The organism is Paraburkholderia fungorum (assembly GCF_900099835.1).
Lineage (GTDB): Bacteria > Pseudomonadota > Gammaproteobacteria > Burkholderiales > Burkholderiaceae > Paraburkholderia > Paraburkholderia fungorum_A.
In genome coordinates, this window is record NZ_FNKP01000002.1 from 2,049,969 (window position 1) to 2,074,871 (window position 24,903).

At 63.1% G+C, this 24,903-nt stretch carries 22 protein-coding genes; 10 read left to right on the top strand and 12 right to left on the bottom strand.

Going from position 1 to position 24,903, the window contains the following annotated elements:
* Positions 1-28 precede the first annotated feature (28 nt).
* Entirely contained in the window at positions 29-3,109 is a 3,081-nt protein-coding gene (locus tag BLS41_RS24915; protein WP_074769674.1) for a transglycosylase domain-containing protein, read from the bottom strand.
* Between the two features lie 230 nt (positions 3,110-3,339).
* The gene (locus BLS41_RS24920; protein WP_074769676.1) at positions 3,340-4,290 is read right to left on the bottom strand and encodes a LysR family transcriptional regulator; all 951 of its coding nucleotides are present in this window, start codon (positions 4,288-4,290) and stop codon (positions 3,340-3,342) included.
* A 146-nt stretch (positions 4,291-4,436) separates the two neighbouring features.
* Here BLS41_RS24920 and BLS41_RS24925 point away from each other — a divergent pair, with 146 nt between their 5' ends.
* From BLS41_RS24925 to BLS41_RS24945, 5 genes are all read left to right on the top strand, one after another.
* Positions 4,437-5,369, top strand: a complete 933-nt coding sequence (locus tag BLS41_RS24925; RefSeq protein ID WP_074769678.1) for a dihydrodipicolinate synthase family protein — start codon at positions 4,437-4,439, stop codon at positions 5,367-5,369.
* 524 nt (positions 5,370-5,893) lie between these two features.
* Positions 5,894-6,463, top strand: a complete 570-nt coding sequence (locus BLS41_RS24930; RefSeq protein WP_074769680.1) for an RNA polymerase sigma factor — start codon at positions 5,894-5,896, stop codon at positions 6,461-6,463.
* Positions 6,463-7,245: an anti-sigma factor gene (locus BLS41_RS24935; RefSeq protein ID WP_074769682.1), complete on the top strand. Its 783-nt coding sequence runs from the start codon at positions 6,463-6,465 to the stop codon at positions 7,243-7,245. The genes BLS41_RS24930 and BLS41_RS24935 overlap by 1 nt, the downstream gene beginning before the upstream one ends.
* Before the next feature lie 198 nt (positions 7,246-7,443).
* Complete coding sequence (locus BLS41_RS24940) at positions 7,444-8,733, top strand: NAD(P)/FAD-dependent oxidoreductase (RefSeq protein ID WP_074769684.1); 1,290 nt, start codon at positions 7,444-7,446, stop codon at positions 8,731-8,733.
* 115 nt (positions 8,734-8,848) lie between these two features.
* A complete protein-coding gene (locus tag BLS41_RS24945; protein WP_074771168.1) occupies positions 8,849-9,547 on the top strand; it encodes a TetR/AcrR family transcriptional regulator in 699 nt (232 codons plus the stop codon).
* Positions 9,548-9,647: 100 nt separating this feature from the next.
* Here BLS41_RS24945 and BLS41_RS24950 read toward each other — a convergent pair whose 3' ends face one another.
* The 3 genes from BLS41_RS24950 to aroQ form a co-directional block, all read right to left on the bottom strand.
* A complete protein-coding gene (locus BLS41_RS24950; protein ID WP_074769686.1) occupies positions 9,648-11,009 on the bottom strand; it encodes an MFS transporter in 1,362 nt (453 codons plus the stop codon).
* 58 nt (positions 11,010-11,067) lie between these two features.
* The gene (locus BLS41_RS24955) at positions 11,068-11,946 is read right to left on the bottom strand and encodes a shikimate dehydrogenase (RefSeq protein ID WP_429251307.1); all 879 of its coding nucleotides are present in this window, start codon (positions 11,944-11,946) and stop codon (positions 11,068-11,070) included.
* A gap of 92 nt (positions 11,947-12,038) precedes the next feature.
* Complete coding sequence (aroQ, locus tag BLS41_RS24960; protein ID WP_074769690.1) at positions 12,039-12,494, bottom strand: type II 3-dehydroquinate dehydratase; 456 nt, start codon at positions 12,492-12,494, stop codon at positions 12,039-12,041.
* A 373-nt stretch (positions 12,495-12,867) separates the two neighbouring features.
* On the opposite strand from aroQ, the gene BLS41_RS24965 reads away from it, so the two are divergent.
* The 3 genes from BLS41_RS24965 to BLS41_RS24975 all read left to right on the top strand — a co-directional run bounded on the left by BLS41_RS24965 (position 12,868) and on the right by BLS41_RS24975 (position 15,765).
* A complete protein-coding gene (locus BLS41_RS24965) occupies positions 12,868-14,751 on the top strand; it encodes a bifunctional sugar phosphate isomerase/epimerase/4-hydroxyphenylpyruvate dioxygenase family protein (protein WP_074769692.1) in 1,884 nt (627 codons plus the stop codon).
* A gap of 233 nt (positions 14,752-14,984) precedes the next feature.
* On the top strand, positions 14,985-15,317 hold the full coding sequence (locus BLS41_RS24970; protein ID WP_074769694.1) for a hypothetical protein: 333 nt from the start codon (positions 14,985-14,987) through the stop codon (positions 15,315-15,317).
* 187 nt (positions 15,318-15,504) lie between these two features.
* Positions 15,505-15,765, top strand: a complete 261-nt coding sequence (locus BLS41_RS24975) for a hypothetical protein (protein ID WP_074769696.1) — start codon at positions 15,505-15,507, stop codon at positions 15,763-15,765.
* 114 nt (positions 15,766-15,879) lie between these two features.
* On the opposite strand, the gene BLS41_RS24980 is transcribed toward BLS41_RS24975, so the two are convergent.
* The 6 genes from BLS41_RS24980 to BLS41_RS25005 form a co-directional block, all read right to left on the bottom strand.
* On the bottom strand, positions 15,880-16,209 hold the full coding sequence (locus BLS41_RS24980; RefSeq protein ID WP_074769698.1) for a hypothetical protein: 330 nt from the start codon (positions 16,207-16,209) through the stop codon (positions 15,880-15,882).
* A 10-nt stretch (positions 16,210-16,219) separates the two neighbouring features.
* Positions 16,220-16,987 carry an AraC family transcriptional regulator gene (locus BLS41_RS24985; protein ID WP_074769700.1) on the bottom strand — a complete coding sequence of 256 codons (768 nt, stop codon included), beginning with the start codon at positions 16,985-16,987 and terminating at the stop codon, positions 16,220-16,222.
* A 129-nt stretch (positions 16,988-17,116) separates the two neighbouring features.
* Entirely contained in the window at positions 17,117-18,475 is a 1,359-nt protein-coding gene (locus BLS41_RS24990; RefSeq protein WP_074769702.1) for an FAD-dependent oxidoreductase, read from the bottom strand.
* Positions 18,472-18,744, bottom strand: a complete 273-nt coding sequence (locus BLS41_RS24995) for a (2Fe-2S)-binding protein (protein WP_074769704.1) — start codon at positions 18,742-18,744, stop codon at positions 18,472-18,474. Before BLS41_RS24995 ends, BLS41_RS24990 begins: the two co-directional genes overlap by 4 nt.
* 278 nt (positions 18,745-19,022) lie before the next feature.
* Entirely contained in the window at positions 19,023-20,156 is a 1,134-nt protein-coding gene (locus BLS41_RS25000) for an NAD(P)/FAD-dependent oxidoreductase (protein WP_074769706.1), read from the bottom strand.
* Complete coding sequence (locus BLS41_RS25005) at positions 20,153-21,109, bottom strand: 4-hydroxyproline epimerase (protein ID WP_074769708.1); 957 nt, start codon at positions 21,107-21,109, stop codon at positions 20,153-20,155. The genes BLS41_RS25000 and BLS41_RS25005 overlap by 4 nt, the downstream gene beginning before the upstream one ends.
* A gap of 347 nt (positions 21,110-21,456) precedes the next feature.
* On the opposite strand from BLS41_RS25005, the gene BLS41_RS25010 reads away from it, so the two are divergent.
* Complete coding sequence (locus tag BLS41_RS25010) at positions 21,457-22,362, top strand: dihydrodipicolinate synthase family protein (RefSeq protein ID WP_074769710.1); 906 nt, start codon at positions 21,457-21,459, stop codon at positions 22,360-22,362.
* A 96-nt stretch (positions 22,363-22,458) separates the two neighbouring features.
* Here BLS41_RS25010 and BLS41_RS25015 read toward each other — a convergent pair whose 3' ends face one another.
* Positions 22,459-23,151, bottom strand: coding sequence for a response regulator transcription factor (locus tag BLS41_RS25015; RefSeq protein WP_074769712.1), 693 nt, complete (start codon positions 23,149-23,151; stop codon positions 22,459-22,461).
* Positions 23,152-23,508: 357 nt separating this feature from the next.
* Between BLS41_RS25015 and BLS41_RS25020 the strand changes: the two genes are divergently transcribed.
* On the top strand, positions 23,509-24,810 hold the full coding sequence (locus tag BLS41_RS25020; RefSeq protein WP_074769714.1) for an MFS transporter: 1,302 nt from the start codon (positions 23,509-23,511) through the stop codon (positions 24,808-24,810).
* Positions 24,811-24,903: the final 93 nt, after the last annotated feature.

Sequence of the window (24,903 nt, forward strand, 5' to 3'; positions counted from 1 at the left end):
CGTGACCCGGGCCCGAAAACAGAAACACTCACTTCGCCGCCACCTTCGTCACCGACGCGGTTTTAACCGACGGCTCGTCGAGTAGCGGCTGCAACGCCGGCGCCATCGACTTCAGCAATTGCACCGACAGCGCACTCGTGAACTCGTAATGCGATGCATACGGTTCGTGCACCCACGCAGTCAACGTGCCGTAAAAGCGGTCGCCCATCGCAAACACAAACGTGGCGCTGCGATTCACCTTGCGCGACTCGATCAGCCGCGCGCCTTTGGCAAATACGTTGAAGCGCTGATCGCCGGTGCCGGTTTTGCCGTACACCTCAAGCGTCTGACCATTCGGGAACGTCATGCCTTGCGCGAGCCGTTTCGCTGTTCCGCCCGCGACGACATCGCGCAACAGCACCTTCACCACCCCCGCGATTTCCGGCGACAACTGCTGCTCCGGCGCGACGGCTGCGCGTTTGAAGTGCGTTTCGTACGGCGTGTCTTTGGCGAATTCGAGTTCGGTGAGGCTCTCGGTCGGCACCTTGTTGCCGTCGTTCGCAATCACGCCGATCAGTTGAGCGAGCGCCGCAGGCCGGTCGCCCGAAGCGCCGATTGCCGCCGCATACGAAGGCGTGAGCGTCGCGAACGGATAACCGAGCGCCTGCCACGATTTGCCGATTGCGTCATACGCGCGCAACTCGACCATCCGTTTGATGCGGCGATCCTGTGTTGCGTGATAGCGCGTCTTGAACAACCACGAATAGGTCGACAGACGCACGTCGCGGCTCGCGGTCTGAATCTCTTTGAGGGTGGCGTCCGGATGTTCGCGCAGGTAATTGAGCGCCCACAACTCCAGCGGATGCACACTTGAAATATAGCCGCGGTCGTTCAGATTGAAGCGGTCGACCGAATATTTGGTGTACAGATTCGCGAGGTCTTCATCGTCGAGAATCGATGCAGCTGGGGTGTTCTTCAACGATTCGCGCATCCTGGCGTTGAACCATGCATTCGATTCGTCAGGTGCAACGCTGCGCAAGACGGTCGCTACTTTCGGCGGCGATTTGCGCACACCGAGCAGCAACAACGCCAGCGCCTGTTCGCGCGTCTTGCCGTGATACTTCGTGTAGAAGCGGTTCATGTACACGCGGCTTTCCTGATCGGCGAACTGCGTCAGATACATCTTGCGGATGGCCGGGTCGCCGAGCCATTGCGATGAAGGCCCCGTGGTCTGCACCATTTCATAGTGGACGATATCGCGCATCAGGCGCACGAACACCAGATTCACCGAATGCTGGAATGCGCGATGGACGGTCAGGATCTGACTGTTGTCGTCGGATTCGAAGTTGGTGAAGGTTTGCGCGCCGCCGCCTGTATAGAAAGTCTCGCCAGGGCTCGCCGAATATTTGCGTTCCACCGCTGCGTTGAGCATCGATTGCAGCGAATGGTCGGATGTATGGGCCAGATAGTCGAGCGCCCAATGCGTCAACTGATCGTTCGGATCGGGTTTGACGGCTTTCAGTTCCGCTATGCTCAGCGGGGCATAACGCGCATGCAGGTCGGAGACAATCTGCAAATACGTGACAACGGTACGCAGTTTCGCCGTCGAGCCGAGATTCAGACGCGCGCCGGAATTGATGTCGAACGGCTGGTTCACGCTATCCGTTTGCACGCGCACGAGATTCGCGCCACCACGTCTTTCGAACAGCGTGAAGCTGTAGGCGATTCTCGACGGGTCATCTGAAGGACGCAGCATTTCGAAGCCGACGAGGCCCGCCGCTTTTGCTCCGTCACGCGTGGCGGCTGCGGCGAGTCTTTCGCTGACCGCCTGCTGTACCGCGTTATTCAACGTGCCTTTTGCCTGCAGATCGAGCCGGTCGAGTTCATAGAAACTGCGCAGGCCGAGGGCCGCCAGCAGATGCGAGCGCATCGACGTCACGGCCTTGCGCGACACGAACGAATCGACACTCTGCGTTCTGGCCGGCGTGCGATGCAATTCGACCTGTGCCGCCAGCGCGGCATCACGCAACGGAATCGAAATAACACCGCCGCTAGCAAGTAACCGCAGATAACTATCGGTGCGCCGTTCGAGTTCGGCATAGCTATGTTGCAGGAAATACGACGGCGCGCGTTGCGCGATCATCAGCGACAGTACCTGACGAAACGCGACGCCCTGCTCCGCGAGATTCGCTCCGGTCGACGGCGCTTCCAGAATACGGTTCACGTCGCGGAAATCGCGTCCGTACCACGCGGCGAGACCGTCGCCGATTCCGTTGATCTCGCCGATTCCCGGCTGCGCCGCGAGCGGCACCGAGTTCAGATAATGGACGACGATCTGCTGACGCGCGGCCATCGTCTGCGGGCCGTTCATATATGCGCGCAACGAAGCGGACGCAATTTGCCGCAATTTCTCGGGCGGCGTTGCAGTACGGCCGCCTGCCGAGTGGCGGAATTTTTCGATTTGCGTGGCGAGCGTGCTGCCGCCCGGTGTCGATTGATGACGGTTGAACACACGCACGCCCTGATCGACCAGCGCGCGGCTAAAGCGCCCCCAGTCGATAGCGGGATTACGGTTCGGTTGCGACGGATCGAGCAGATAGCGGTCTTCGATAAACAGCAGCGAGTTCACGACGAGCGGCGGAATCGCATCGAAGTTGCCATATGCACGGCCTGGAAACTGCGCGCTGAAAAGCTGCGCGTCGGTGCCGTCGAACAGTTGCAAGCCAGCCTGATCTTTTTCCCCGTACGGCAAAAACAAACCATTGCTCGCAAGCGAAAGCATCCGTTCGGAATCACGTGCCTGCGAGCTGATTTCAAACCCGCGTTCCAATAAGCGTTGCTGGATGGACGGCAGCAACGCGTAGCCCAGGCGGCTATCGTAAGGGCCTTTGTCTGCAGGAGGAAAATAGATCGTGTGGCTGGCCCCGGGCTCGACGGAGAACCCCACGTCGCGGGTCAATTCGGAGAGATAGCGCGCCTGCAGCCGGGAGGTTTCTATCTCCACCTGAACCAGCCGGGCGATCCACGCCAGCGCGAGCAATAACGCTGCCGCCAGCCCCCATTTGAGCCACTTGCGAACCGGCGCTGCGACCGTTGCGCGAAGCGGTAACCGAACCAATGGCCGATTCATGGCTGCTCCCCCCGAGCGGGCGCCATATTCTCGAAACTGGCGCGCGTTCAAAGCAGTTTAGCGCGGAACGCGAAGTCCTAATTGGCCCGGATTTACCCGAGAGTGTCGCGGCTACAACACCTCATTTCAACCTATGGCAAAGCGCAATTTGCCATGCGATATTGAAAGTCTTTCGCGTGCGTGAGAACCCCGCACTGCGCTGAAACTTTTCACTTTTCCCGCGCGTCGGTCTAGACCGTTTCACCCTGCGCCGACACCACCTGTTCCCTCAGCAACTCGATGAACTGCTCGGCCGGTGGCGACAGCACGCCGCCCTTGCGTGTCACCACGCCGAATGTCTGCGACGGCGATTTCAGTTTGACCGGCACCACGCGCAACATCTTCTGCCGAACGAACATGGCGGCGATGGCCGTGGGCAGTAACGACACCAGGTCGGCGCTGCTCTGCAACAACGCCACCGTCACGAACGTGGATGCCGTCGAAATCGGGTTGTCCGGCATGTCGAGACCGGCCAGATCCATCTCCCGTTCGAGCAGCGCGTGCAACGGCATATGCGACGGATACATCACCCAGCGATGCCCCGCCAGATCGCGCAGCTTCACTTCTTTCTTCTGCCACGGCGGATGACCGTAGCCCACCACCACCGACAACGGCTCGTCGCCCAGCGGACGATAGTGATATTTCGACGGATCGGCCGCGACCGCCGCGCGGCCGATCACCAGGTCGAGCCGTCCGTCGTCGAGTTGCGGCAACATGCGCGCGCTGGTGTCCTCCACCACTTCGATTGACAGATTGGGCTGCCCGGCATGCAGCCGGTTCAGCGCCGGCACCACGCACTCGGGAATCGCGCCCATGATCGCGCCGACCGCGAGCCGCCCGCCGCGCCCCGAGCGGATTTCGGCGACGTCCTGGCACAACGCGGTGAGATCGGTCGCCACCAGGCGCGCGTAGCGAATCACGCAATGGCCGAGCTGGTTCGGGATCATGCCGGTTTTCGAGCGCTCGAAAAGCGGTGCGTCGAGCATCGACTCCAGTTCCTGCAATGCCTTGCTGGCCGCCGATTGCGTCATCGACATCGCGCCGGCCGCCTTGTGCAGCGATTTGAGGTCGTCGAGCGCGATCAGCAATTGCAATTGCTTCATCCTCAAGCGGGATAACAGGACGTTGAGGGTGTCTTTCATGGGTGCGGGCGGCTTCGACCCGGGTGAGTCGAAAAAGCGATCACAAGATGGAAACAATTCAATATACCTGCCGTGCACGCCGCCGTATAGTCGGCGCTGGAGACATTCAGAAACCGTCCGATTCCTCTTCAAAAACGACACCCACCATGGCTCAAACCAATCACCCTGCTGCATTGCGCGGCGTGTTCCCGGTCGTTCCGACCATCTTCGACGAAGCCGGTCATCTCGACCTCGAAGGCCAGAAACGTTGTATCGATTTCATGATCGATGCGGGTTCGAACGGCCTGTGCATTCTGGCGAACTTCTCCGAGCAATTCGCGCTGTCCGACGACGAACGCAACACGCTGATGCACCTCGCGCTCGACCACGTCGCGGGCCGCGTGCCGGTGATCGTCACGACCACGCATTTCAGTTCGCACCAGTGTGCCGAGCGCAGCCGCGCCGCCCAGGACGCGGGCGCCGCGATGGTGATGATCATGCCGCCGTATCACGGCGCGACGATCCGCATCGGCGAAAAGGGGATTTTCGAGTTTTACCGCACCGTGTCCGACGCGATCAGAATTCCGATCATGATCCAGGACGCGCCGGTCAGCGGCACTGCGTTGTCCGCGCCGTTTCTCGCCCGCATGGCGCGCGAGATCGACAACGTGTCGTACTTCAAGATCGAAACGCCGCAGGCAGCCAACAAGCTGCGCGAGTTGATCGAACTCGGCGGCGATGCAATCGTGGGTCCGTGGGACGGCGAAGAAGCCATCACGCTGATGGCCGATCTGGACGCAGGCGCGACCGGTTCGATGACGGGCGGCGGTTATGCCGACGGCATCCGTCTGATTGTCGATGCTTATGCTGCTGGCGATACCGAAGCCGCCGCCGCGCATTATCAGCAGTGGTTGCCGCTGATCAACTACGAGAACCGCCAGGGCGGCCTCGCGTCGTGCAAGGCGTTGATGAAGGAAGGCGGCGTGATCCGCTCGGACGCGGTGCGTCATCCGTTGCCGGCGATGCATCCGGCGACGCGTGAAGGGCTGCTGAAGGTCGCGCGACGGCTTGATCCGCTGGTGTTGCGCTGGGGACGTTGAGGGTCGGTCTAACGTGCATTTTGCAGCGCGTTCTTCTATAACGCGCTGACTTCAACGCTTCAGACTTTCTCACTCCGCCCAACTCCGCTGCGCTCCGTTTCAAACGCACAAGCGCAGGCCCGGAACAACTGCAAAGCTCGGGAAAGCCCACCTGCTCCAACCCGGACGTCGACTGACATTGTCAGCCAGCGTCCGGGCCTCAAACGGAACAGGCGGCCCTCCCGACCCAACGCCCGCTCGCCCGCGATGCTTTATCCGTCCCGCATCGCGTGGCTCCGTTGCCGGCGGCTCGTGCAGCGCTCGTGCAACAGGACTGGTCTCCCAGCACACCTACCCCGTGTTCACCGGTCTGGCAATGCGCCGCCGCGCTTTTTTGCGTCGAGCGTGCGCACCCGCAATCCTGGACCCTGCCGCCATGTACGCGCGCCTTCGTCAAACAGATGCACGAATGGCGGGAAAAACCACATATAAGCGGACGGAGAAATTGAGTACCATAGGCCGGCAAGCTCAACCTACCTCTCTCCATGACCGCCAATCCTCGAGAACTGACGCCGGAAACCCTCGCCGAGCTGCTCGAACGCATTGCCAAAGAAGATGCCGTGGCATTGCGCGAGTTATATGATCTCGCCGCCCCGAAACTGTTTGGCCTCGCCCTCCGTATATTGAGCAGACACGAGTGGGCAGAAGAAGTGTTGCAGGACAGCTTCGTCAATATCTGGCGCTTTGCGGGCGACTATCGCCGCGCATTGTCCGCGCCGATGACGTGGATGTCCGCGATCGTCCGAAACCGTGCTCTCGATCACCTGCGGCGAGTCAACTCGCAGGAAACAGAATGGAGCGATGCGTTGGACGATCTCGTGGCAACCAGCGACCCGGATCCCGAAACGCTGACCGGGGTCAGTCTGCAGGCACGTTTGCTTGCGGGCTGCATGCAGCAACTGGAGCCTGCCCAACGTCAGGCGGTCGCTCTCGCTTATCTGCGCGATCAGAGCCATAGCGAGATCGCCGAAGTGCTGACGGTGCCGCTCGGCACCATCAAATCGTGGATCAGACGGGGCCTCGCCAAGCTTAAAACCTGCCTGGGAGGCGAGTGATGAACCTGACTCGTTATCCTCAGCTTGTCGATCTGCTGGCGGCCGAGTACGTGCTCGGCACCTTGCGCGGTGGCGCGCGGCGGCGCTTCCAGACTTATGCAGATCAGAACACCTCGGTGCGCGGCGCCGTCGACGAATGGCAGCGGCGCATTTCGCCGATGGCCGAACTCGCGGAGCCGCGCATGCCGCCCGCTGCCGTGTGGGAGGCGATCGAGCGGCGTCTGGGCATCGCCAATGCACGTGAAGCCACGCGTCCGCGTACCGTGGTGGAGACACCGGCGCGTCCGTCGCGCAGTCTGTTCGACAACCTCGCGTTCTGGCGTGGCTGGGCGATCGGCGTGACCGCGCTGGCGGCGGTCGCGGTGGTGGTCGCCGTGCGCTCGCTGTTGCCGTCCGCGACGACGCAGCCTGCCGCGCCGACCGTCGCGCAACAGCCTGAGGCCGCTGTCTCGCATGTGGCCGTGCTGAACAACCAGGACTCGCATCCGGTGATGCTGGTCGCGTGGGATGAAACCCACTCCACGATGACGCTGCATCCGCTGGGCAAGGTCGACGTGCCTGCGGGCCGCGCGTTGGAGTTGTGGGGGATTCCGGCGAGCGGGCATCCGGTGGCGCTCGGCATGTTGCCGGACAGCGCGAGCGGCAAGGTGCCCGCCGGTCAGCAGAAGCCGGAGAGTTATGCGGCGCTGGCGGTGTCGATCGAAGCGCCGGGCGGGTCGCCGAATCCGAATGCGCCGAGCGGGCCGGTGGTGTTCAGCGGGAAATTGTTGCCGGTGTCTTGAGGTCGCAGCCGTGGCCCGGTTGCCGGTTTGGAGCCGGTCCCCGGCACATGACAAAAGCCGGTGTTCGCTTTGGCGAGCGCCGGCTTTTTGTTTGAGTCATGCTTTCTGGTAACGCTGACGGTTCGTCCACGGCGGCCCTCGCCTTCGCGCTCAACTGGCCTCTGGACGCGAACGCAAAATCCCCGCTACCCTAGCCCCATGCAAAGCTTTTACGAAGCCACGGTCTCGCGCCCGTTCTGCTACACGCCGCTGTCCGGCAAACGCAGCGCGAATGTCTGCATTATCGGCGGCGGACTGGCGGGGTTGTCCACGGCGTTGGCACTCGCCGAGCGCGGTATCGCCGATGTCGTCGTGCTCGAAGCCCAACAGGTTGGTTTCGGCGCGTCCGGGCGCAACGGCGGTTTCGTGTTTGGCGGCTACAGCCTCGATTGCGCCGATCTGCTGAAAGCGCTCGGCCCGGCTCGCGCTCGCGAACTCTACGCGCTCACCACCGACGCAGTCGATCTGATGCGCAAGCGCATCGCCCGCTACCGGATAGATTGCGATGCCACCGACGCCGGTGTGATCCTCGCCAACTGGTTCGACGAACCGGCGCGGCTGGAAACCCAGCGTCGCCTGATGCGCGATTCGTTCGATGTCGACTGGGAGCCGCTTACGTCCGCACAACTCGCGTCACGATTGAAAACGCGCCGCTATCACGGCGGCCTGTTCGAGCGCAACGCGTTCCACTTTCATCCGCTCAAATACGTGCTTGGCGTCGCGCATGCGGCTGCGGGTCAGGGCGTGACCCTTCACGAGCATTCGCCCGTGATCCGGCTCAAGCGCGACGGCGCCGCCTTCCAGGTCAGCACGCCGCAAGGCACGCTCGACGCGCGGCATGTCGTAATGGCGGGCGGCGGCTACGCGCGCAACGTCTACGCGCGGGTCGAACGCGCGGTGCTACCCATCGCCACCTACGTGATCGCCACCGAGCCGCTCGGCCATCGCCTCGAAGACGCCATCGACACCCGCGCCGCCGTCTACGACACCCGCTTTGCGTTCGACTATTACCGCCCGCTTCCCGACACGCGCATTCTGTGGGGCGGCCGCATCTCGATACGCGAGCGCTCGCCCGAGGTCATCTCGCGCCTTCTGCGCCGGGATCTGCTGAAGGTGTATCCGCAATTGAGCGGCGTGCGGATCGACTACGCATGGGGCGGCCTGATGAGCTACGCGCGGCACAAGATGCCGCAAATCGGCCGCAGCACGGACGGCGTCTGGTACGCAGTCGGTTTCGGCGGACACGGCATGGCGCCGACCACCGTCTCCGGCGAGTTGCTGGCGGCCGCGATTGCAGGCGAACGCCCGGTGCCCGACGCGTTCGCCGCGTTCGGCCTGACGCCCGCCTACGGCGCGCTCGGTCTCGCCGCCGCGCAACTCACCTACACCACCATGCAGACGCGCGATGCATTCGCTGCGCGTCGCCAGCCTGCGCGATCCATCGTATGAGCTATCGCAATACGCCGCCGGATCTGCCCAAAACCGGCTCATTGATGGCCGAAAGCCACGCCGGAGGCCGGTTTGCGCGTGCTAAAATGCGCCGTCAATGCCGCTCGAATACACAATGAAAAAGGGAAGCAAGGCCGCCGAGCCTGATACCAACGGCATCCTGTCGGAGACCTCGCCGCGCCCCGACGCCCGGCGCAAGTACGACCCCGAACAGACGAAACGCAACATCCTCGATGTCGCGACGCAGGAGTTCTCCGCGATGGGCCTGACGGGTGCGCGCGTCGACGCGATCGCGGAACGCACGAACACCACCAAGCGCATGCTGTACTACTACTTCGGCAGCAAGGAAGGGTTGTATCAGGCGGTGCTGGAAAAGGTTTACGGAGACATTCGTGCGCTCGAACAGGACCTGCACGTCAGCGAACTCGATCCCATTGAAGGCATGCGTGCGCTGGTCGAATTCACGTTCGATTATCACGACCGCCAGCGCGACTTCGTGCGTCTGGTGACGATCGAAAATATTCACGGCGCGAAATACGTCGAGCAGGTGAAGACGTTCAAAGGCCGCAACGTCACCGTGATTCACACGATTGAAGACCTGCTCAGGCGCGGCATCGAAGCCGGACAGTTCCGCGACGACCTCGACCCGATCGACCTGCATCTGATGATCAGCTCGTTGTGCTTTCACCGTGTCGGCAATCGCCATACGTTCGGCACGGCGTTCGGGCGCGATCCTTCGCATCCACGCTTGCGGGCGCGGCATCGCGCGATGATCGTCGATGCGGTGCTGCGTTTCGTGCGCAAGGAAAGTTGAACCCGCGCTAAATTCAGGCTGAAATCCGGCTGAAACGAAAATGAAAACGGGACGTGGCTTGCGCCACGTCCCGTTTTTTCTGCGTAGGTGAATCGGACGGTTAGTCCACCAGCACGATCCGCTTGATATCGCCGACGATAAAGATGTACGACAGCGCGCCGATCATCGCGACCGCGCCGATGAACACCAGCGCCCCGACGAACGAACCGGTCGCCGCGACGATGAAGCCCACCACCAGCGGCGTGACGATGCCCGCCACATTGGCCGCGAAGTTGAAGATGCCGCCGGTCACGCCGAGCAGACCTTGCGGCGCGATATCGGACACCAGCGTCCAGCCCAGCGCGGCCATGCCCTGCGCGAAAAACGCGACCGACAGAATCGCGATCACCGCGACGTTGCTCTCGACATAGTTGGCGAGAATGATGGTCGATGCGAGCAGCAGGCCGGTGATGATCGGCAGCTTGCGCGCGACGTTCGGCGACTTGCCGCGACGCAGCAGCCAGTCGGAGAAGAAGCCGCCGAACATCACACCGATCGACGCCGCGATGAACGGCATGATCGCGAAGAAGCCGATCTTCAGCCACGCCATATGACGTTCGGTCGCGAGATAGGTCGGGAACCAGGTGAGGAAGAACACCAGCGTCGAGTTGCCCGCGAACTGGCCGAGGCAAATACCGCTCAACTGACGATGCTTGAGCAGGCGGCCGATCGTGCGCCATTCGAAGCCGCTTTTGGCTTTTACAGCCGGAGCGTCCGCGTCCTTCTTGCGCTGCGTCAGACCACCGCCCGCTTCGATGTAGTCCAGCTCGGCCTGATTCACCGTCGGATGATCGGCCGGTTCGCGATAGAACTTCCACCAGATCAGACCGAACACCAGACCCACGCCGCCCACGACGTAGAACAGCGAACGCCAGCCGAACGCGCCCATCAGCATGAACAGGAACGGGCTGAAAAACGCGAGGCCGATATATTCGCCGACCGTGTACGTGCCGGTCGCCATCGCGCGTTCGCTTTGCGGGAACCAGGTGGCGACCACGCGGCTATTGGTCGGAAAGCACGGCGCTTCCGACACGCCCAGCCCCAGCCGGAACGCGAACAGCGCGCCGATACCGTGCACCAGCCCCTGGGCGAGCGTGCACAGCGACCAGAACGTCATCGACAGGAAATAGGTCAGCTTGCTGCCAAAGCGGTCGAGGAACAGGCCGCCCGGAATCTGCGCGGCCACATAGCTCCACGAGAAGACGGAGAACAGCAGGCCCATCAGCGCGGCGTTGATGCCGAGTTCCTTGGTCAACTGCGGCGCGGCGATGCCGAGCACCGTGCGGTCCAGATAATTGATCATCGTGCCAACCGCGAGCAGCGCAAGAACCTGATAGCGCGCTTTCGAACGACGGGCAGTGCTCACCGTGGCGCCCTTCTGCAAGGCGGCGTCGGCGGGAGTGGATTGAATCGGCTGCGGCATGGGGTAGGTTTCTCCTCAGTCTATGGCTCAGTCTTGGTATTCCGGCTTTCGCTGCCGGCTAGCGTCCCAGCAACGACTGGAAATGGGTGTACACGCGCTCGGCGTCCGGCTCGAGGCCGGTGAAGATACGCATTGCATCGACCGCCTGGTAGACCGCCATGCCGCCGCCGCTCAGCGTGCGGCAACCCAGCGCTTCGGCGGCCTGCAGCAACGCGGTGCGGATCGGGAAGTAAACAATGTCCGCAACCCACAGATCGCGGTGCAGCAATTCAACCGGCAACGGCAGGCCGGGCAGCTTTGCCATGCCGGTCGGCGTCGCGTGAATCAGGCCGTTGGCGGCGGCGAGCGACTCGGCCAGCGAGGTGCCCGCGCTGACCTTGGCGGCCGGAAAGCGCTTCTGCAATTCGTCGGCGAGCGAGCTGGCACGCGCGGCGTCCACGTCGAACAGCGTCAACGATTGCGCACCCATGTTCAGCGCCGCATGCGCGACCGCCGCACCCGCGCCGCCCGCGCCGAGCTGTACCACGCGTTCCAGCGACACATCCGGCAAGCCGCGCTGGAATGCGCGCGCGAAGCCCGACCAGTCGGTGTTGTGACCGATGCGCTTGCCGTCCTTGAACAGCACTGTGTTGACCGCACCGAGTGCGCGGGCGTCGTCGGAGAGTTCGTCGAGCAGGGGAATCACTGCCTGCTTGCACGGATACGTGATGTTCAGGCCGTTAAAGCCCATGCGTTCGGCGGCGGTGAGCAGATCCGGCAGCGCGGCGCTGTCGAGCTTCAATGCTTCCAGATCGATGCGGCGATACACATAGTGCAGCCCGAGCTTGCTGCCTTCTTCTTCGTGCATCGCGGGCGTCAGCGAGCCGCCGATGCCCGAGCCGATCAGGCCGACCAGATAGGAATGCGGAGTGGCCTGGGAGCTGGTTTGTGCGTTCATGGGGATGCCCGATTTCGAGTTCGCCGGAAGGTTGGCGGATGCGTCTGTTGGCGCGCTGGTTTGCAGGTTCGCTTGTACGTTCGCTTGTAGGTTCACTTCGCCGCCCTATTCTTAAGAATAGTGGCCATGCGCTCCAGCGCGAGCACATAACCCTGGGTTCCACAGCCGACGATAATCGCGTCCGCCACCGCCGACACATACGAGTGATGCCGGAACGCCTCGCGCCGATGCACGTTCGAAATATGCACTTCGATAACCGGCTTCTCGATGGCGGTGAGCGCGTCGGCGATCGCGACCGACGTATGCGTATAAGCCGCCGGATTGATCACGATGCCGTCGACCTTGGTGCGCGCCGCATGCAGCCAGTCGATCAGTTGATGCTCGGCGTTCGACTGACAGAAGTCGATCGACAGATCGAGTCGCTCGCCTGCATCGCGGCACAGCTTCGCGACGTCGTCGAGCGTTTCCGAGCCGTAGACGGCCGGCTCGCGCGTGCCGAGCAGATTGAGGTTCGGTCCATTCAGGACCAGTACGGAGGCAAAACTCATGACAGCGGCTCCTGCAAAGTAAGGCGCAAAGCGCACCACGACATCCGCGGTTGCTCTACAACGTGTGGCGAAGTGTGCGCGCATTGGCCGTCGCCGTCATTCGGGGTTTCTACGAATTTGTACCATCTAGTTAGTTTGTATACACTGGCGAAACTCCGGTTAGTGTGGGTCAGTCTGGCCTGCGTCTTGCAAGCGTGGAATGCGCATAATGTGTATAGCGGGTCTGTCCACCGCGGGTGTAGCGCCCAGCGCCGCTTGCCTGTCTGCGCATCGCCGCATCGCTGCCTTCAAAGGCAATGCATGGGTGATCCGGCAAGCTAGCCGTCGTACGTATTCTTCAACCGCCGTTTGATAGTTAACGCAGGAGCCGTTCATGCAACGTTCGATTGCCACCGTGTCGATTAGCGGAACCCTCGTCGAGAAGTTGACCGCGATCCGGGCGGCGGGCTTCGAAGGCGTCGAGATCTTCGAGAACGACCTGTTGTACTTCGACGGCTCGCCCGCCGACGTGCGGCGCATCGCCGACGATCTCGGGCTGAAGATCATGCTGTTCCAGCCGTTCCGCGATTTCGACGGTGTGAGCGCCGAGCGTCTCGAACGCAATCTCGACCGTGCAAAGCGCAAGTTCGACGTGATGCATGAGTTAGGCACCGACCGCATTCTGGTGTGCAGCAACGTGTCGCCCGACACCATCGGCGACGACTCGCTGATGATCGACCAATTGGGCGCACTGGCCCGCGCGGCCGGCGAGGCCGGTGTGATCGCCGGTTACGAGGCGCTGGCGTGGGGCAAGCACGTGAAGACTTATCGCCACGCGTGGAAGCTGGTCGACGCGGTCAATCACCCGAATCTCGGGCTGGTGCTCGACAGCTTTCATACGCTTTCACTGAACGACACCGTCGACGCGATCGCCGAGATTCCGGGCGACCGTATCGCCTTCGTGCAGATCGCCGACGCGCCGAAGCTCGCGATGGACGTGCTCGAATGGAGCCGTCACTACCGCTGCTTCCCGGGTCAAGGCGATTTCGATCTGGCGAATTTCACCGCGCAAGTTGTGAAAACGGGCTACAAAGGCCCGCTGTCGCTGGAAATTTTCAATGATGGTTTTCGCGCCGCGCCGACCACGATTACCGCGGCCGACGGCCATCGCTCGCTGCTGTTCCTCGAAGAGCAGACCCGCAAGGTGCTCGAAGCCGCGCAGCAGCCGGTCGGCGATCTGTACAAGTCGCCCGCTGCGCCCGCGCACGTCGGCTACCAGTTCCTCGAATTCGCGGTCGATCACACCACCCGCGCGCAACTCGTCGACTGGCTCGGCAAGCTGCGCTTTCGCCAGGCCGGCCAGCATCGTTCGAAAGACGTGACGCTGTATCAGCACGGCGCGGCGTCGATCGTGCTGAACGCCGAACCGGATTCGTTCGCCAATGCGTTCTTCCAGCAACACGGTTTGTCGCTGTGCGCGTCTGCGTTCCGGGTGGACGACGCCAATCAGGCGTTTGAGCGCGCCGCCGGTTTCGGCTACGCGCCGTTCTCGGGGCAGATCGGCCCGAACGAACGCGTGCTGCCTGCCGTGCAGGCACCGGACAGCAGCCTGAACTATTTCGTCGACGAAACACCGGACCAGCCCACGCTGTTCGAAGCCGATTTCGTGCTGACCGACGTCAACGGCCCGACCGAAGTGGGCCCGCTCAGCCGGATCGACCATGTTTGCCTGTCGGTGCCCGCGAATTCGCTCGATACCTGGGTGCTGTTCCTGCGAACCGCGCTGGGTTTCCAGGCGGAGCCGGGCGTGCTGGTGCCCGATCCGTACGGACTGGTGCGCAGCCGCGCATTGCGCAGCCATGACGGCTCGGTGCGAATCGTGCTGAACGCGTCCGTCGATCACCACACGGCGGTGGCCGAGGCGCTGCACACGTATCACGGCTCGGGTCTGAATCACGTCGCCTTCAGCACCGGCGATATTTTCAGCGCGATCCCCGAATTCGTCGCCGATGGCCTGCCAGTGTTGCGCATCCCGCGCAATTATTACGACGATCTGGCGGCGCGCTACGCGCTGCCCGACGACATGCTGGACGCGTTGCGCGCGAACAATATCCTGTACGACCGCGACGAGCGCGGCGGCGAGTTTTTCCACGCCTATACGGAGCAACTGGATCAGCGCTTCTTCCTGGAAATCGTCGAGCGACGCGGCGGATATGACGGATACGGCGCGGCGAATGCCGCGGTGAGACTGGCGGCGCAGGCTCAGCGTCGCAAGTAAGAAAACGGGCTTGTGCCCGCGCGGAACGCCCCTCTGGATGATTCAGACAGTGGGGCGTTTCTTTTTTCAGCCGTTCAAACAACCGTGCGCGACCCGCTCGTGTCGGTCTCCCGGGCACGGCACATGCGACTCCGGATCGGTCAACGGCGCCGCCCCGATATAATGTGCGGCTGATTTACCGGCCTATACCGCCCGGCCGCGCCAGTCGGCCGAATGAAAACGCCAGGAGAGATATGAAGAAGTTTGCCGTAGTCCTGTCAGTTCCCCTGCTTCTCAGCGCTTGCGCGTACTTCCAGAAGAATCCGGATGCCGGCGAGCCCGTCACGGATACCACCACGCAGCGCTCGGTCAACGACGTCGTTGCCTGCATGACGCAAGTGGCGACCAAACACAACGCCTCGTTCAAATCCACCGAGATCCCTCAGGGTCAGATGCTGGATTTCGGCGATTCGAACATCGTCAAGGTGCGCAGCGACAATGGCGCGACCACGTACCGTTTTTACGCGGGTAAGCGTCACGTCAACAATCTGTGGATCGAGGCGGCGGGTAAAACCTGCGCTCCGTAAGGCCTGGCGGCGCAACGAACCGTAATAGACCGTAAGCTTCAGCGACACAAAATCGCCTGCGACGTGTCGGAAAGTTGTTCCAGTGCAATCTTCGTGTCACGGTGTTACAGGACAATGGAGTCTTAAGAATCGTTTAAGACTTCGTCCGCATCATGCACCGGACTTTACCCCGCACGAGGTGCGCACCATGAACCAGCCCGATCACAACACTAACGAAACTGCGGCACCGGCCAAGCGCCCTACCATCCTGCGCCGTCTGTTGAGCCACCATGAACTGGCAACGCTGCTGCTGTTGCTGCACGCGCCGATCGACGCATCCGCGAAACCCGAGATTCCGCAGCTTCACGAAGCCGGTCTGATCGAAACCGTTTCCGGCGACGCAGGCGCTTCGCATATCCGCCTCACGCACGAAGGCAATGCCGTTTTGCGCGGACTTGGCATCAAATAAGGTTTTTTGAAGGTTTTTCGCTATTTGCGCGTTCTTCGCGCACAGCAGTTCATCGAGGGACGCCTGCCACGCTCCCTTCGCCCAGACGGGCAAATTCTCCACGTCGCGAATGCTTCACGCTTGCCAGACGCCGTATCCCGCTTCGCGCAGCCCAATCGCCAGTTCCACTTCCATATCCTGAGCGCCGCGATACGGCATCGGATTGAACACTTCATACAATTCCGGCACGAGCCGCAGGCCATAATCGCGTACGTAGCGGTTGGCTTGAATACCCGCCTTGTGCCGGTCGAAGCGCAGGTCCGGGTCGAGCCCGGTCATCCCCACGTAGACGCAAGGTTTGTCGAACCGGTAATCCGGATTCGCGCGACGAAAGCGCGCTTCGTTCCAGACGGTGTCGTCTAGCGCGACGACATAGACGTAATAGTGATTCCCGCGACGCCCCATATGCAACCGCTCAGCTCCGCGATGTGCCGTGCAGCAGCATCCGGTATTCGGTCGGCGTGATGCCGACCGTCGCCTTGAATTGCCGCGTGAACGCGCTGTGATCGGTGTATCCGCAGAGCGCGGCGACATCGGTAACCTTGTCCTCGGAAACCAGCAACGCCGTAGCCGCATCCAGACGCGTTTTCAGCAACACCTGGCGCGGCGTCAAGTGAAACACCTTGTGAAAATAACGTTCCAGTTGCGCGACCGACATGTCCGCCATCGCCGCAAGCTGTTTCAGATTCAGCGGCTGCACGTAATTTTCCTGGATGGACTGCACGACTGCGGCAAGCCGACTGTACGCGGGATGGCTGCTTTCATCCGCCTTCAGATCGCGCGAAATGCCGGCGAGACCGACCACCTTGCCCGACGGGTCACGCAGCGGCTGTTTGCAGGTCAGACACCAGCCCGGCTGACGGCCCGGATACAGATGCAGTTCCAGCTGATCAAGCATCTGGTTGCCGACGCCGATGATCGCCTTGTCCTGCGCGGTGTAAATGCGCCCGAAGCGTCGCGGGAAAACGTCTTCGGCGGTCTTGCCGAGCAGCGCCGCCTTCTCCTTGAAACCGCAGCGCGAGGCCAGCGTGCGGTTGACCAGCGCATAGCGCGCGTCGGCGTCCTTGACGAAGAAAACCACGTCCGGCATCGCGTCGAATACCGGTTCGAGCAACCGGAAGTGCGACAGCATGCCGGAGAGGGTTGCATCGTCTGGAGCGAGCGAGTGAGCCAGCGTGTTCATCGTGCGGGTCCCGTTGATCCGAGCGTGAATGAGTGCGTTCGCGGATAAGTTCGCCGGTTCGGCGAGGCCGCCGACGTGTGCGAACGATTATAGAGCGGTGCAGGTGACGTCAATATCGTGCTGCCGAGGTTATTCGGCGGAGGTCGGGTCGGCGGCGGGTTTCATCATCAGCGTGCCGATTTGCGCGGGATTGAACGGCGGTCGTGGTATGACGGCCGGCCAGCCGAAGTACAGGCTTGCCGCCGATCCGCAGATGCGCCCCTGACACGCGCCCATGCCGCAGCGCGTATGCAGTTTGGCGTCGCGCCAGTTCGCGCAGGCGCGCACTTCTCCGATGCTCACGTCTTCGCAGCGGCACAGCAAGGTGTCGTCGGCGGGCACGGTAAGGGCCGCGTCCTGCAAAGCGAAGGCCCGTTCGACGCGTTGCGCGAAGCGGCGCCAGCGGGCACGCCGGGTTTGCAGCACGGAGAGACTTGCGATGTCATCACGCGTAGCGTTTCTGGCAGAGTGATCGCTCGTGACACGCTCGCCGCTTGCAATCGATGCCGCCGCGCTCCTGACGACGAGGCCCGCGATCTCGCCCTCCACGGCAGCCAGTTCCGCGCCGCCGATCCCCGTGCATTCTCCGGCTGCGAACACGTTGTCCACGGAGGTTCGCTGCGCATCGTCGACGACGATTCCCCCCGTTTCGCCGATCTCGCAACCCAGCGCCAACGCCAGCGTGATATTCGGCACAAGACCGAAGCCACACGCGACGCGGTCACAATCGAGCGTCACTTCGCGATTGCCGTTGCCTCGCCGGATGGTCACACGCTCCACGCGACCACTACCCTGCACGTTTCGGATCACGCTGCCGGTCCAGTAATTCAGTCCGGCGAAACCGCGTGTCATGCTGAGCGCCTGCCGCAGCTTCGCGGGTTCGACCAGCAGTGAAGCGCCGAAACGCGCGACATCGAAAGCGGAAGCCTGCTCCACTACCGCTATCACGCGAGCGCCCGCCGCCCGCGCAGTCGCGAGCGCGGCGATCAGCAAAGGTCCGCTACCCGCAATCACGATCCGCTCGTCACGCACCGGCATGCCGCCTTTGATCAGCGCCTGCAAGGCGCCAGCGCCGGTCACGCCGGGCAGCGTCCAGCCCTCGAACGGCAACAACCGCTCGCGCGCGCCGGTCGCGAGAATCAGGCGGCCATAGGTGACGCAAATGCCGCCCCGCTCCGCCGATTCCAGCAGCAAACCCTGTGCATCCAATGGTGCGATCACGCGAGTCGAGGTCCAGTGCGTCAGCGTGCGTTGCTCTTTCAATGCAGCGAGCAAATTGGCAAGAGGCGCTTGCGGCGGATGACCCGGCCCCTGGCGCCAGATCTGCCCGCCGGCGCGCGGATTGTCGTCAAGCAGCGCGACCGTCGCACCCTCGCGCGCCGCCGCGTAGGCAGCGTTCAGGCCCGCCGGGCCGCTGCCCACGACGACGACATCGAAGTGCTGTGTCATACCTTCACCTGATCCAGCGTGTGGACGATCAGGCCTTCGCGGCAAAGTGTCTGGCACGCCAGAACGTGCGCGCGGCCGTCGATCGTCACGCGACACTCCTGACACACGCCCATCCCGCAAAGCGCGGTGCGCGGCTCGCCGCCGACTGAAGTCCGGGTGGCGCGCAAGCCTGCGAGGACTAACGCGGCGACCACGGTCGTACCGGCTTCCACGCCTATAAGCTGGCCGTTTATCGTGATCCGGATTTGCGCTGTGGGCGTGTTAGGCATAAGTCGAGCCGCCGGTAGAACTCGTGCACGAGAGAGGCGCGGGGGCTATTGCATGGCTTGCGACATCGAGTGCGGCGGCTGCCGCGGCTGCATCTGCTTCGCCGCCGACGCGCCAGCCGTCTATCGTCACGCGGATTTGCGTTGTTTGCTTGTCAGGCATAGGTCGAGCCGCTCGTAGAACTCGTGCACGAACGACGCACGGCGCGGCGGCAACTTTCGCTGCGCCCTCCTCGACGCCAACATGGCCCTCAGCTATCGTCGCGCGAACTGGCACAACCTCAACCCCGAACATGACTCTCCCCTATCGCAAAACGCGTTGGCAGATAAGGCTCCAGGGGAATCGGCGCAGCTTTCCCCACAATCTGCGCCGCCAGCAATTTCGCCGTGGCGAGCGACGTCGTCACCCCCAGGCCCTCATGCCCGACGGCTAGCCAAACCCCCGGCGCAAAATCACCCGCCGGGCCGATCAGCGGCAAACCGTCCGGCGAAGCGGAGCGAAATCCGCACCATGCGCGAATCCCGTTGAGTGTCGGCAGGACCGGCAGATAGCGCGCGGCGCGTTCCAGCATCTGCGCCAGCACGGGCATCTCGACGGCGGAATCGGTCGTGTCGAACTGCCTCGACGAACCGATCAGCAATTGCCCCGTGGGACGCGGCTGCGCATTGAACGCCACCGACGTCCCCGTTGCATGATGTGCGCTCTTGATATAGCCGAGTTCCAGCAGTTGATGCCGGATCAGCCCAGGATAACGGTCGGTGATCAGCAGATGCCCCTTCTTCGGCTGCAGCGGCAACGAGCGCACGAGCCGCTGTGCGCCGAGACCGTTCGCCACGATCACGTGCGCGGCAGTCACGCGCTCGCCGGTCGTCAGCGTGACGCTGTCCCCGCTGACCGACGCCACCTCCGTGCCGAGCCGCACGCGAATATTCGCTGCGTGGGGCGACTGCATCAGCAGCCATTCGGCGACCGTCGGCGCATACACGATGCTGTCGTGCGCGATCCGCAATCCGCCCGCCATCGACTCCGCCAGCGCCGGCTCGGCCGCGCGCAACGAAGCGGCATCGAGCAACTCCGCCGCAATCCCTTGCGCGTCGAACGCGGCATGCATCGCGCGGGCCGCCTGCCATTCCTCTTCGTCCTCGGCGATCCAGAGCGTGCCGCAGCGCGAAAACGCATCGCGCGTACGCAACTGCGGCGCGAGTTGCAGCCACAAATCGCGTGAATAACGACTCAGTGCGAACTCTCCCGGCGAGTCGTTCATCACGACGATATGACCCATGCCCGCCGCCGTCGCCCCGCCGCCGACGCCCTGGGCATCGATCACGTCGACCCGCATGCCGAGCGCGGCCAGCTCCGCCGCGCACGCCGCGCCGACGATGCCGGCTCCTACGATCAACGCGTCCGCGCTCATGCCGTGCGGATGCCCCACGCGAACGGATCGCGTTCGTCGAAACAAAGACGCGCTTCGGCCGTCACATACGCGTGGCCGGTGATGGTGGGAATCACCGAGACGCCTTCGTCCGCGTGGCGATAGCTCGCGTCGAACACGCTGCCGATGATGCTCTCCTGCCGCCACACCGCGCCTTCGGCCAGCTTGCCGTCGGCGGCAAGGCACGCGATTTTCGCGCTCGTCCCGGTGCCGCACGGCGAGCGATCGTACGCACTGCCTGGACACAGGACGAAGCTGCGGCTGTCGATGCCGTCGCGCGAACCCGGTCCGAAGAGTTCGATGTGGTCGATCAGCGCGCCGTCCGCGCCGGTGATGTGCTGCGCGATCAGCGCGTCGCGGATCACCGAACTGAAACCGGTCAGCGCTGGGATGTTCGCGGCTTCGAGAGAATGCCCGTGATCGGCGACCAGAAAAAACCAGTTGCCGCCCCAGCCGATATCGCCGGTCAGCACACCGTGGCCGGGCACGTCCACCTCGACCGCCGCGCGGTAACGATACGCCGGCACGTTGCGCACGGCGACGCTGCCGTCTTCGTTGAGCGTCGCCTCGACCATGCCGACCGGCGTCTCGATCCGATGACGCCCTGGCCCGATCCGTCCCATGTGCGCGAGCGACACGACGAGGCCGATCGTGCCGTGTCCGCACATGCCGAGGTAGCCGACGTTGTTGAAGAAAATCACGCCGGCGGCGCAACCGGGATCGTCCGGTTCGCACAGCAGCGCGCCCACCACCACGTCCGAGCCGCGCGGCTCCGTGACGATGCCCGCGCGCCAGTCGTCGAACTGCGTGCGGAACACGTCGAGCCGTTGTGCAAGCGTGCCGCCGCCGAGATCCGGGCCGCCCGACACCACGAGGCGGGTCGGTTCACCGCCGGTGTGCGAGTCGATGATGTCTAAGGTTTTCATGACGCCCATGGTAGAAACGCCGGGCCGCCGGGTCTTGGTGCGCTTGCGCGTGGATTGTGACGATTTCGGCATAGCCGGATCGCTGCGTGGCAGGTGTTCTTAGGAGCGGAACGCGGCTTGAAGTGGTTGCCGGGACAGGTCTGGCTAAACCGCTCTTATTTAGCTTAAGCGCATTGCGCGCCCGCCGCGGCACGTCGCGTATTGCGCGGGTGGGATGGGCGTCTAGCCGCAATATGCCGGCGTATCAGGCATTCCGCCTGTGCCGAAATCGTCATCCGCCGCGCGCGATTCACGCAAGACGGCGAAATTTTCCCTACTTACACTGCGCTGGACACATCACACTCAGGAGAGCAGTCGTGGCGCATATCTGGGAAGGCGTTTTGCCCGCAGTCACCACCAAATTCCACGCGGATTTCAGCATAGACCGCGTGTGGACCGGCAAGAATATCGAAGCTCAAATCGACGCGGGGGTGGACGGCATCATCGTATGCGGCTCGCTGGGTGAGGCGTCGACGCTGTCGCTCGACGAAAAGCTGGAGGTGCTCGACGTCGCCGTCGAAGCATCGCGCGGCCGTGTGCCGGTTCTGCTGACGATCGCCGAAAACAGCACGCTCGACGCGTGCCGCCAGGCCGAAGCGGGCAGCCGTCACGGCGCGGCGGGCTATATGGTGCTGCCGGGGCTGCGTTATCTGTCGGACCGGCGCGAGACGTTGAACCATTTCCGCAGCGTCGCCAATGCCAGCGCACTGCCGCTGATGATCTACAACAACCCGCTCGCCTATGGCGTCGACATGACGCCCGAAATGTTCGCGGAAATCGCCGACGAGAAGAAAATTGTCGCGATCAAGGAATCGTGCGGCGACGTGCGGCGCGTGACCGATCTGATCAACGTGGTCGGCGACCGCTTCGCGATCCTGTGCGGTGTCGACAATCTGGCGATGGAAGCCATGCTGATGGGCGCGCATGGCTGGGTGGCGGGTCTCGTGTGCGCGTTTCCGCGTGAGACGGTGGCGATCTACAAACTGCTGAAGGCAGGACGCCTGGAGGAAGCGCGCGCGATTTACCGCTGGTTCGCGCCGTTGCTGGCGCTCGACGTGTCGCCGAAACTTGTGCAGAACATCAAGCTGGCGGAAGCAATTGTCGGCCTGGGGACGGAGCCGGTGCGGCCGCCGCGCCTGCCGCTGGCGGGCGACGAACGCAAGGCCGTCGAAGCGCTGATCCGTGCGGCCATCGAAACCCGGCCTGCTTTGCCGCACATCTGAAGATAACGCCGGCTTGGAGAGCCGGCCAAAGCACTAGCACGCGCGAGCGGCGCCAAACAAACCTGCTGGTGCCTCTGCGTCCACTTCGGCGCCCCATCACCCCTCCCGCAGATGCAGCAACCGGTAGCCGCTTTTATAAACCGGTTGCAGCCGGAACTCGTTCTGCGCGTCAATTTCGAGCAGCAGGCGCAGTCGCGAAACGTGACTGTCGATGGTGCGCGTGAATTCGCGGAATTCCCGCCCCCAGACCATCGCGAAAATGTGATCGCGCGACATCACGCGGCCGACGTTCGAGAAGAACAGCGACGCCAGCCGGTACTGCGTGCCGGATAGCTGGATCGGCTGGCCGTGCAGCATGACGAGTTGGCGCTGGGTATCAAAACGGTAAGGCCCGACGGTCAGGTTCGCGCTGTCAAAGCGTTCCGGGTATGCGCGCCGCAACAACGCGCCGATGCGCTCGCGGAACTCGCCCGCGCGCACCGGCAGGCCGACGTAATCGTCGGCGCCCTGGCCGAGCGCGCGCACCATGCTGACCTCCGACGTGTCGCCCGACGCGAAAATCACCGGCACGCGGTCACCGCCTATGCCGCGGACCGACCTCAGCACTTCGATGCCGGACAGGCGCGCACCCCGCCAGTCCAGTACCAGCAGGTCGACGCTGGATCGCGCGAGCGCTTTCGACAATGCGAGCCCGTCGTCGAAAGCCTCGCAGGTGTGGCCGGCGCTCGAAATAACGTGTTCGATCGACAGACGCATGACCGGGTCGGACTGCAGGACAGCAATGCGCATGGGATGTGGGCTCAGGATGGTTGGACCGGAGGCCATTCTCGGAGGCGCATCCCGCGATCCCCATAGGAACAATCCGAATTCACCGGCGTTAACGCCGACAGATAGCCCGCCGCGCCTCCCGACACCCAAAAATGTATGTTTAAGGGAACTTTCTCCAATCTAATTAAGCACTTCCCGAAGCGAACGGCTTTCATCCTGTAAAATCCCCGCCTGGCCCCAGTCGTCCTCGTGTCCGCCCTACCCGGGCGGCGCGCCGGTGTCCCGTGCTCTACCCAGCGCCTGCCACACTTCTCGCCCGACGACCGCCGTATTTCCACGCGCCAAGTGTGGCTCTCAATTCCAAGACACGACATAGCAATGCAAGCGACAAATCTGGGTGGAGCGCAGGCTGTCACCCCACGCCCTCTTGGGCGCAGCGACTACAAGACGCTCGGCCTCGCCGCGCTCGGCGGGGCTCTGGAGTTTTACGACTTCATCATTTTCGTGTTCTTCGCGCCGGCCATCGGCCAGCTGTTCTTCCCGACTGAAATGCCGGACTGGCTGCGTCAGGTGCAAACCTTCGGCATCTTCGCGGCGGGTTATCTGGCGCGGCCGCTGGGCGGCATCATCATGGCGCACTTCGGCGACCTGTTTGGCCGCAAGCGCATGTTCACGCTAAGCGTGCTGCTGATGTCGGTGCCGACGCTGCTGATGGGCCTGATGCCCACGTACGCCAGCATCGGCGTGCTCGCGCCGGTGCTGTTGCTGCTGTTCCGCGTGATGCAGGGCGCTGCCGTGGGCGGCGAAGTGCCGGGCGCGTGGGTGTTCGTGTCCGAGCACGTGCCGCAGCGGCACATCGGCTACGCGTGCGGCACGCTGACGGCGGGTCTCACGGCGGGCATCCTGCTCGGTTCGCTGATTGCGTCGGCGGTGAATCATCACTTTGCGCCTGCGGAAATTTCCGCATACGCATGGCGTATTCCGTTCCTGGTGGGCGGCGTTTTCGGCATGTTCTCGGTTTATCTGCGACGCTGGCTGCATGAAACGCCGGTGTTCGCCGAACTCAAGCAGCGCAAGGCGATTGCCGCCGAAGTGCCGCTCAAGGCCGTGCTGCGCGACCACGGCCGCGCCGTGATCGTGTCGATGCTGCTCACGTGGATGCTGTCGGCGGCCATCGTCGTCGTGATCCTGATGACGCCGACGTTGCTGCAAAAGCAATTCCATATTGCCCCGACCACGGCATTGCTGGCGAACTGCGTCGCGACGCTGTGCCTGACGATCGGCTGCGTGATGGCGGGTTCGATCGCCGGGCGCATCGGCGCGGGCAAGACGATTTTCATCGGCGGCCTCGCGCTGGCGGTCACCTACTACGTGATGTTCCAGCGTCTCGCTGTCGATACCTCGGCACTAGTGCCGATGTATGCGCTGGCCGGTCTGTTCGTCGGCGTGATCGGCGCGATTCCGTTCGTGATGGTCAAGGCGTTCCCGCCGGTCGTGCGTTTTTCGGGCATTTCGTTCTCGTATAACGTCGCGTATGCGGTGTTTGGCGGTCTGACGCCGATCGCTGTGTCGCTGATGATGAAGTCCAACCCGATGGCCGCGCCGATGTACGTGGCCGCGATCTGCGTGCTTGGCGCGCTGACGACGCTGTTTATCAAGGACTTCGCGAAGCAGCGTTGATTTCGCGTTTCTTCTGTTTGTTTCAACGACGGCGCTCCTCGGAGCGCCGTTGTCATTTGTAGCGGCGCACCCGCACACGTGGCCGCGCCCGCT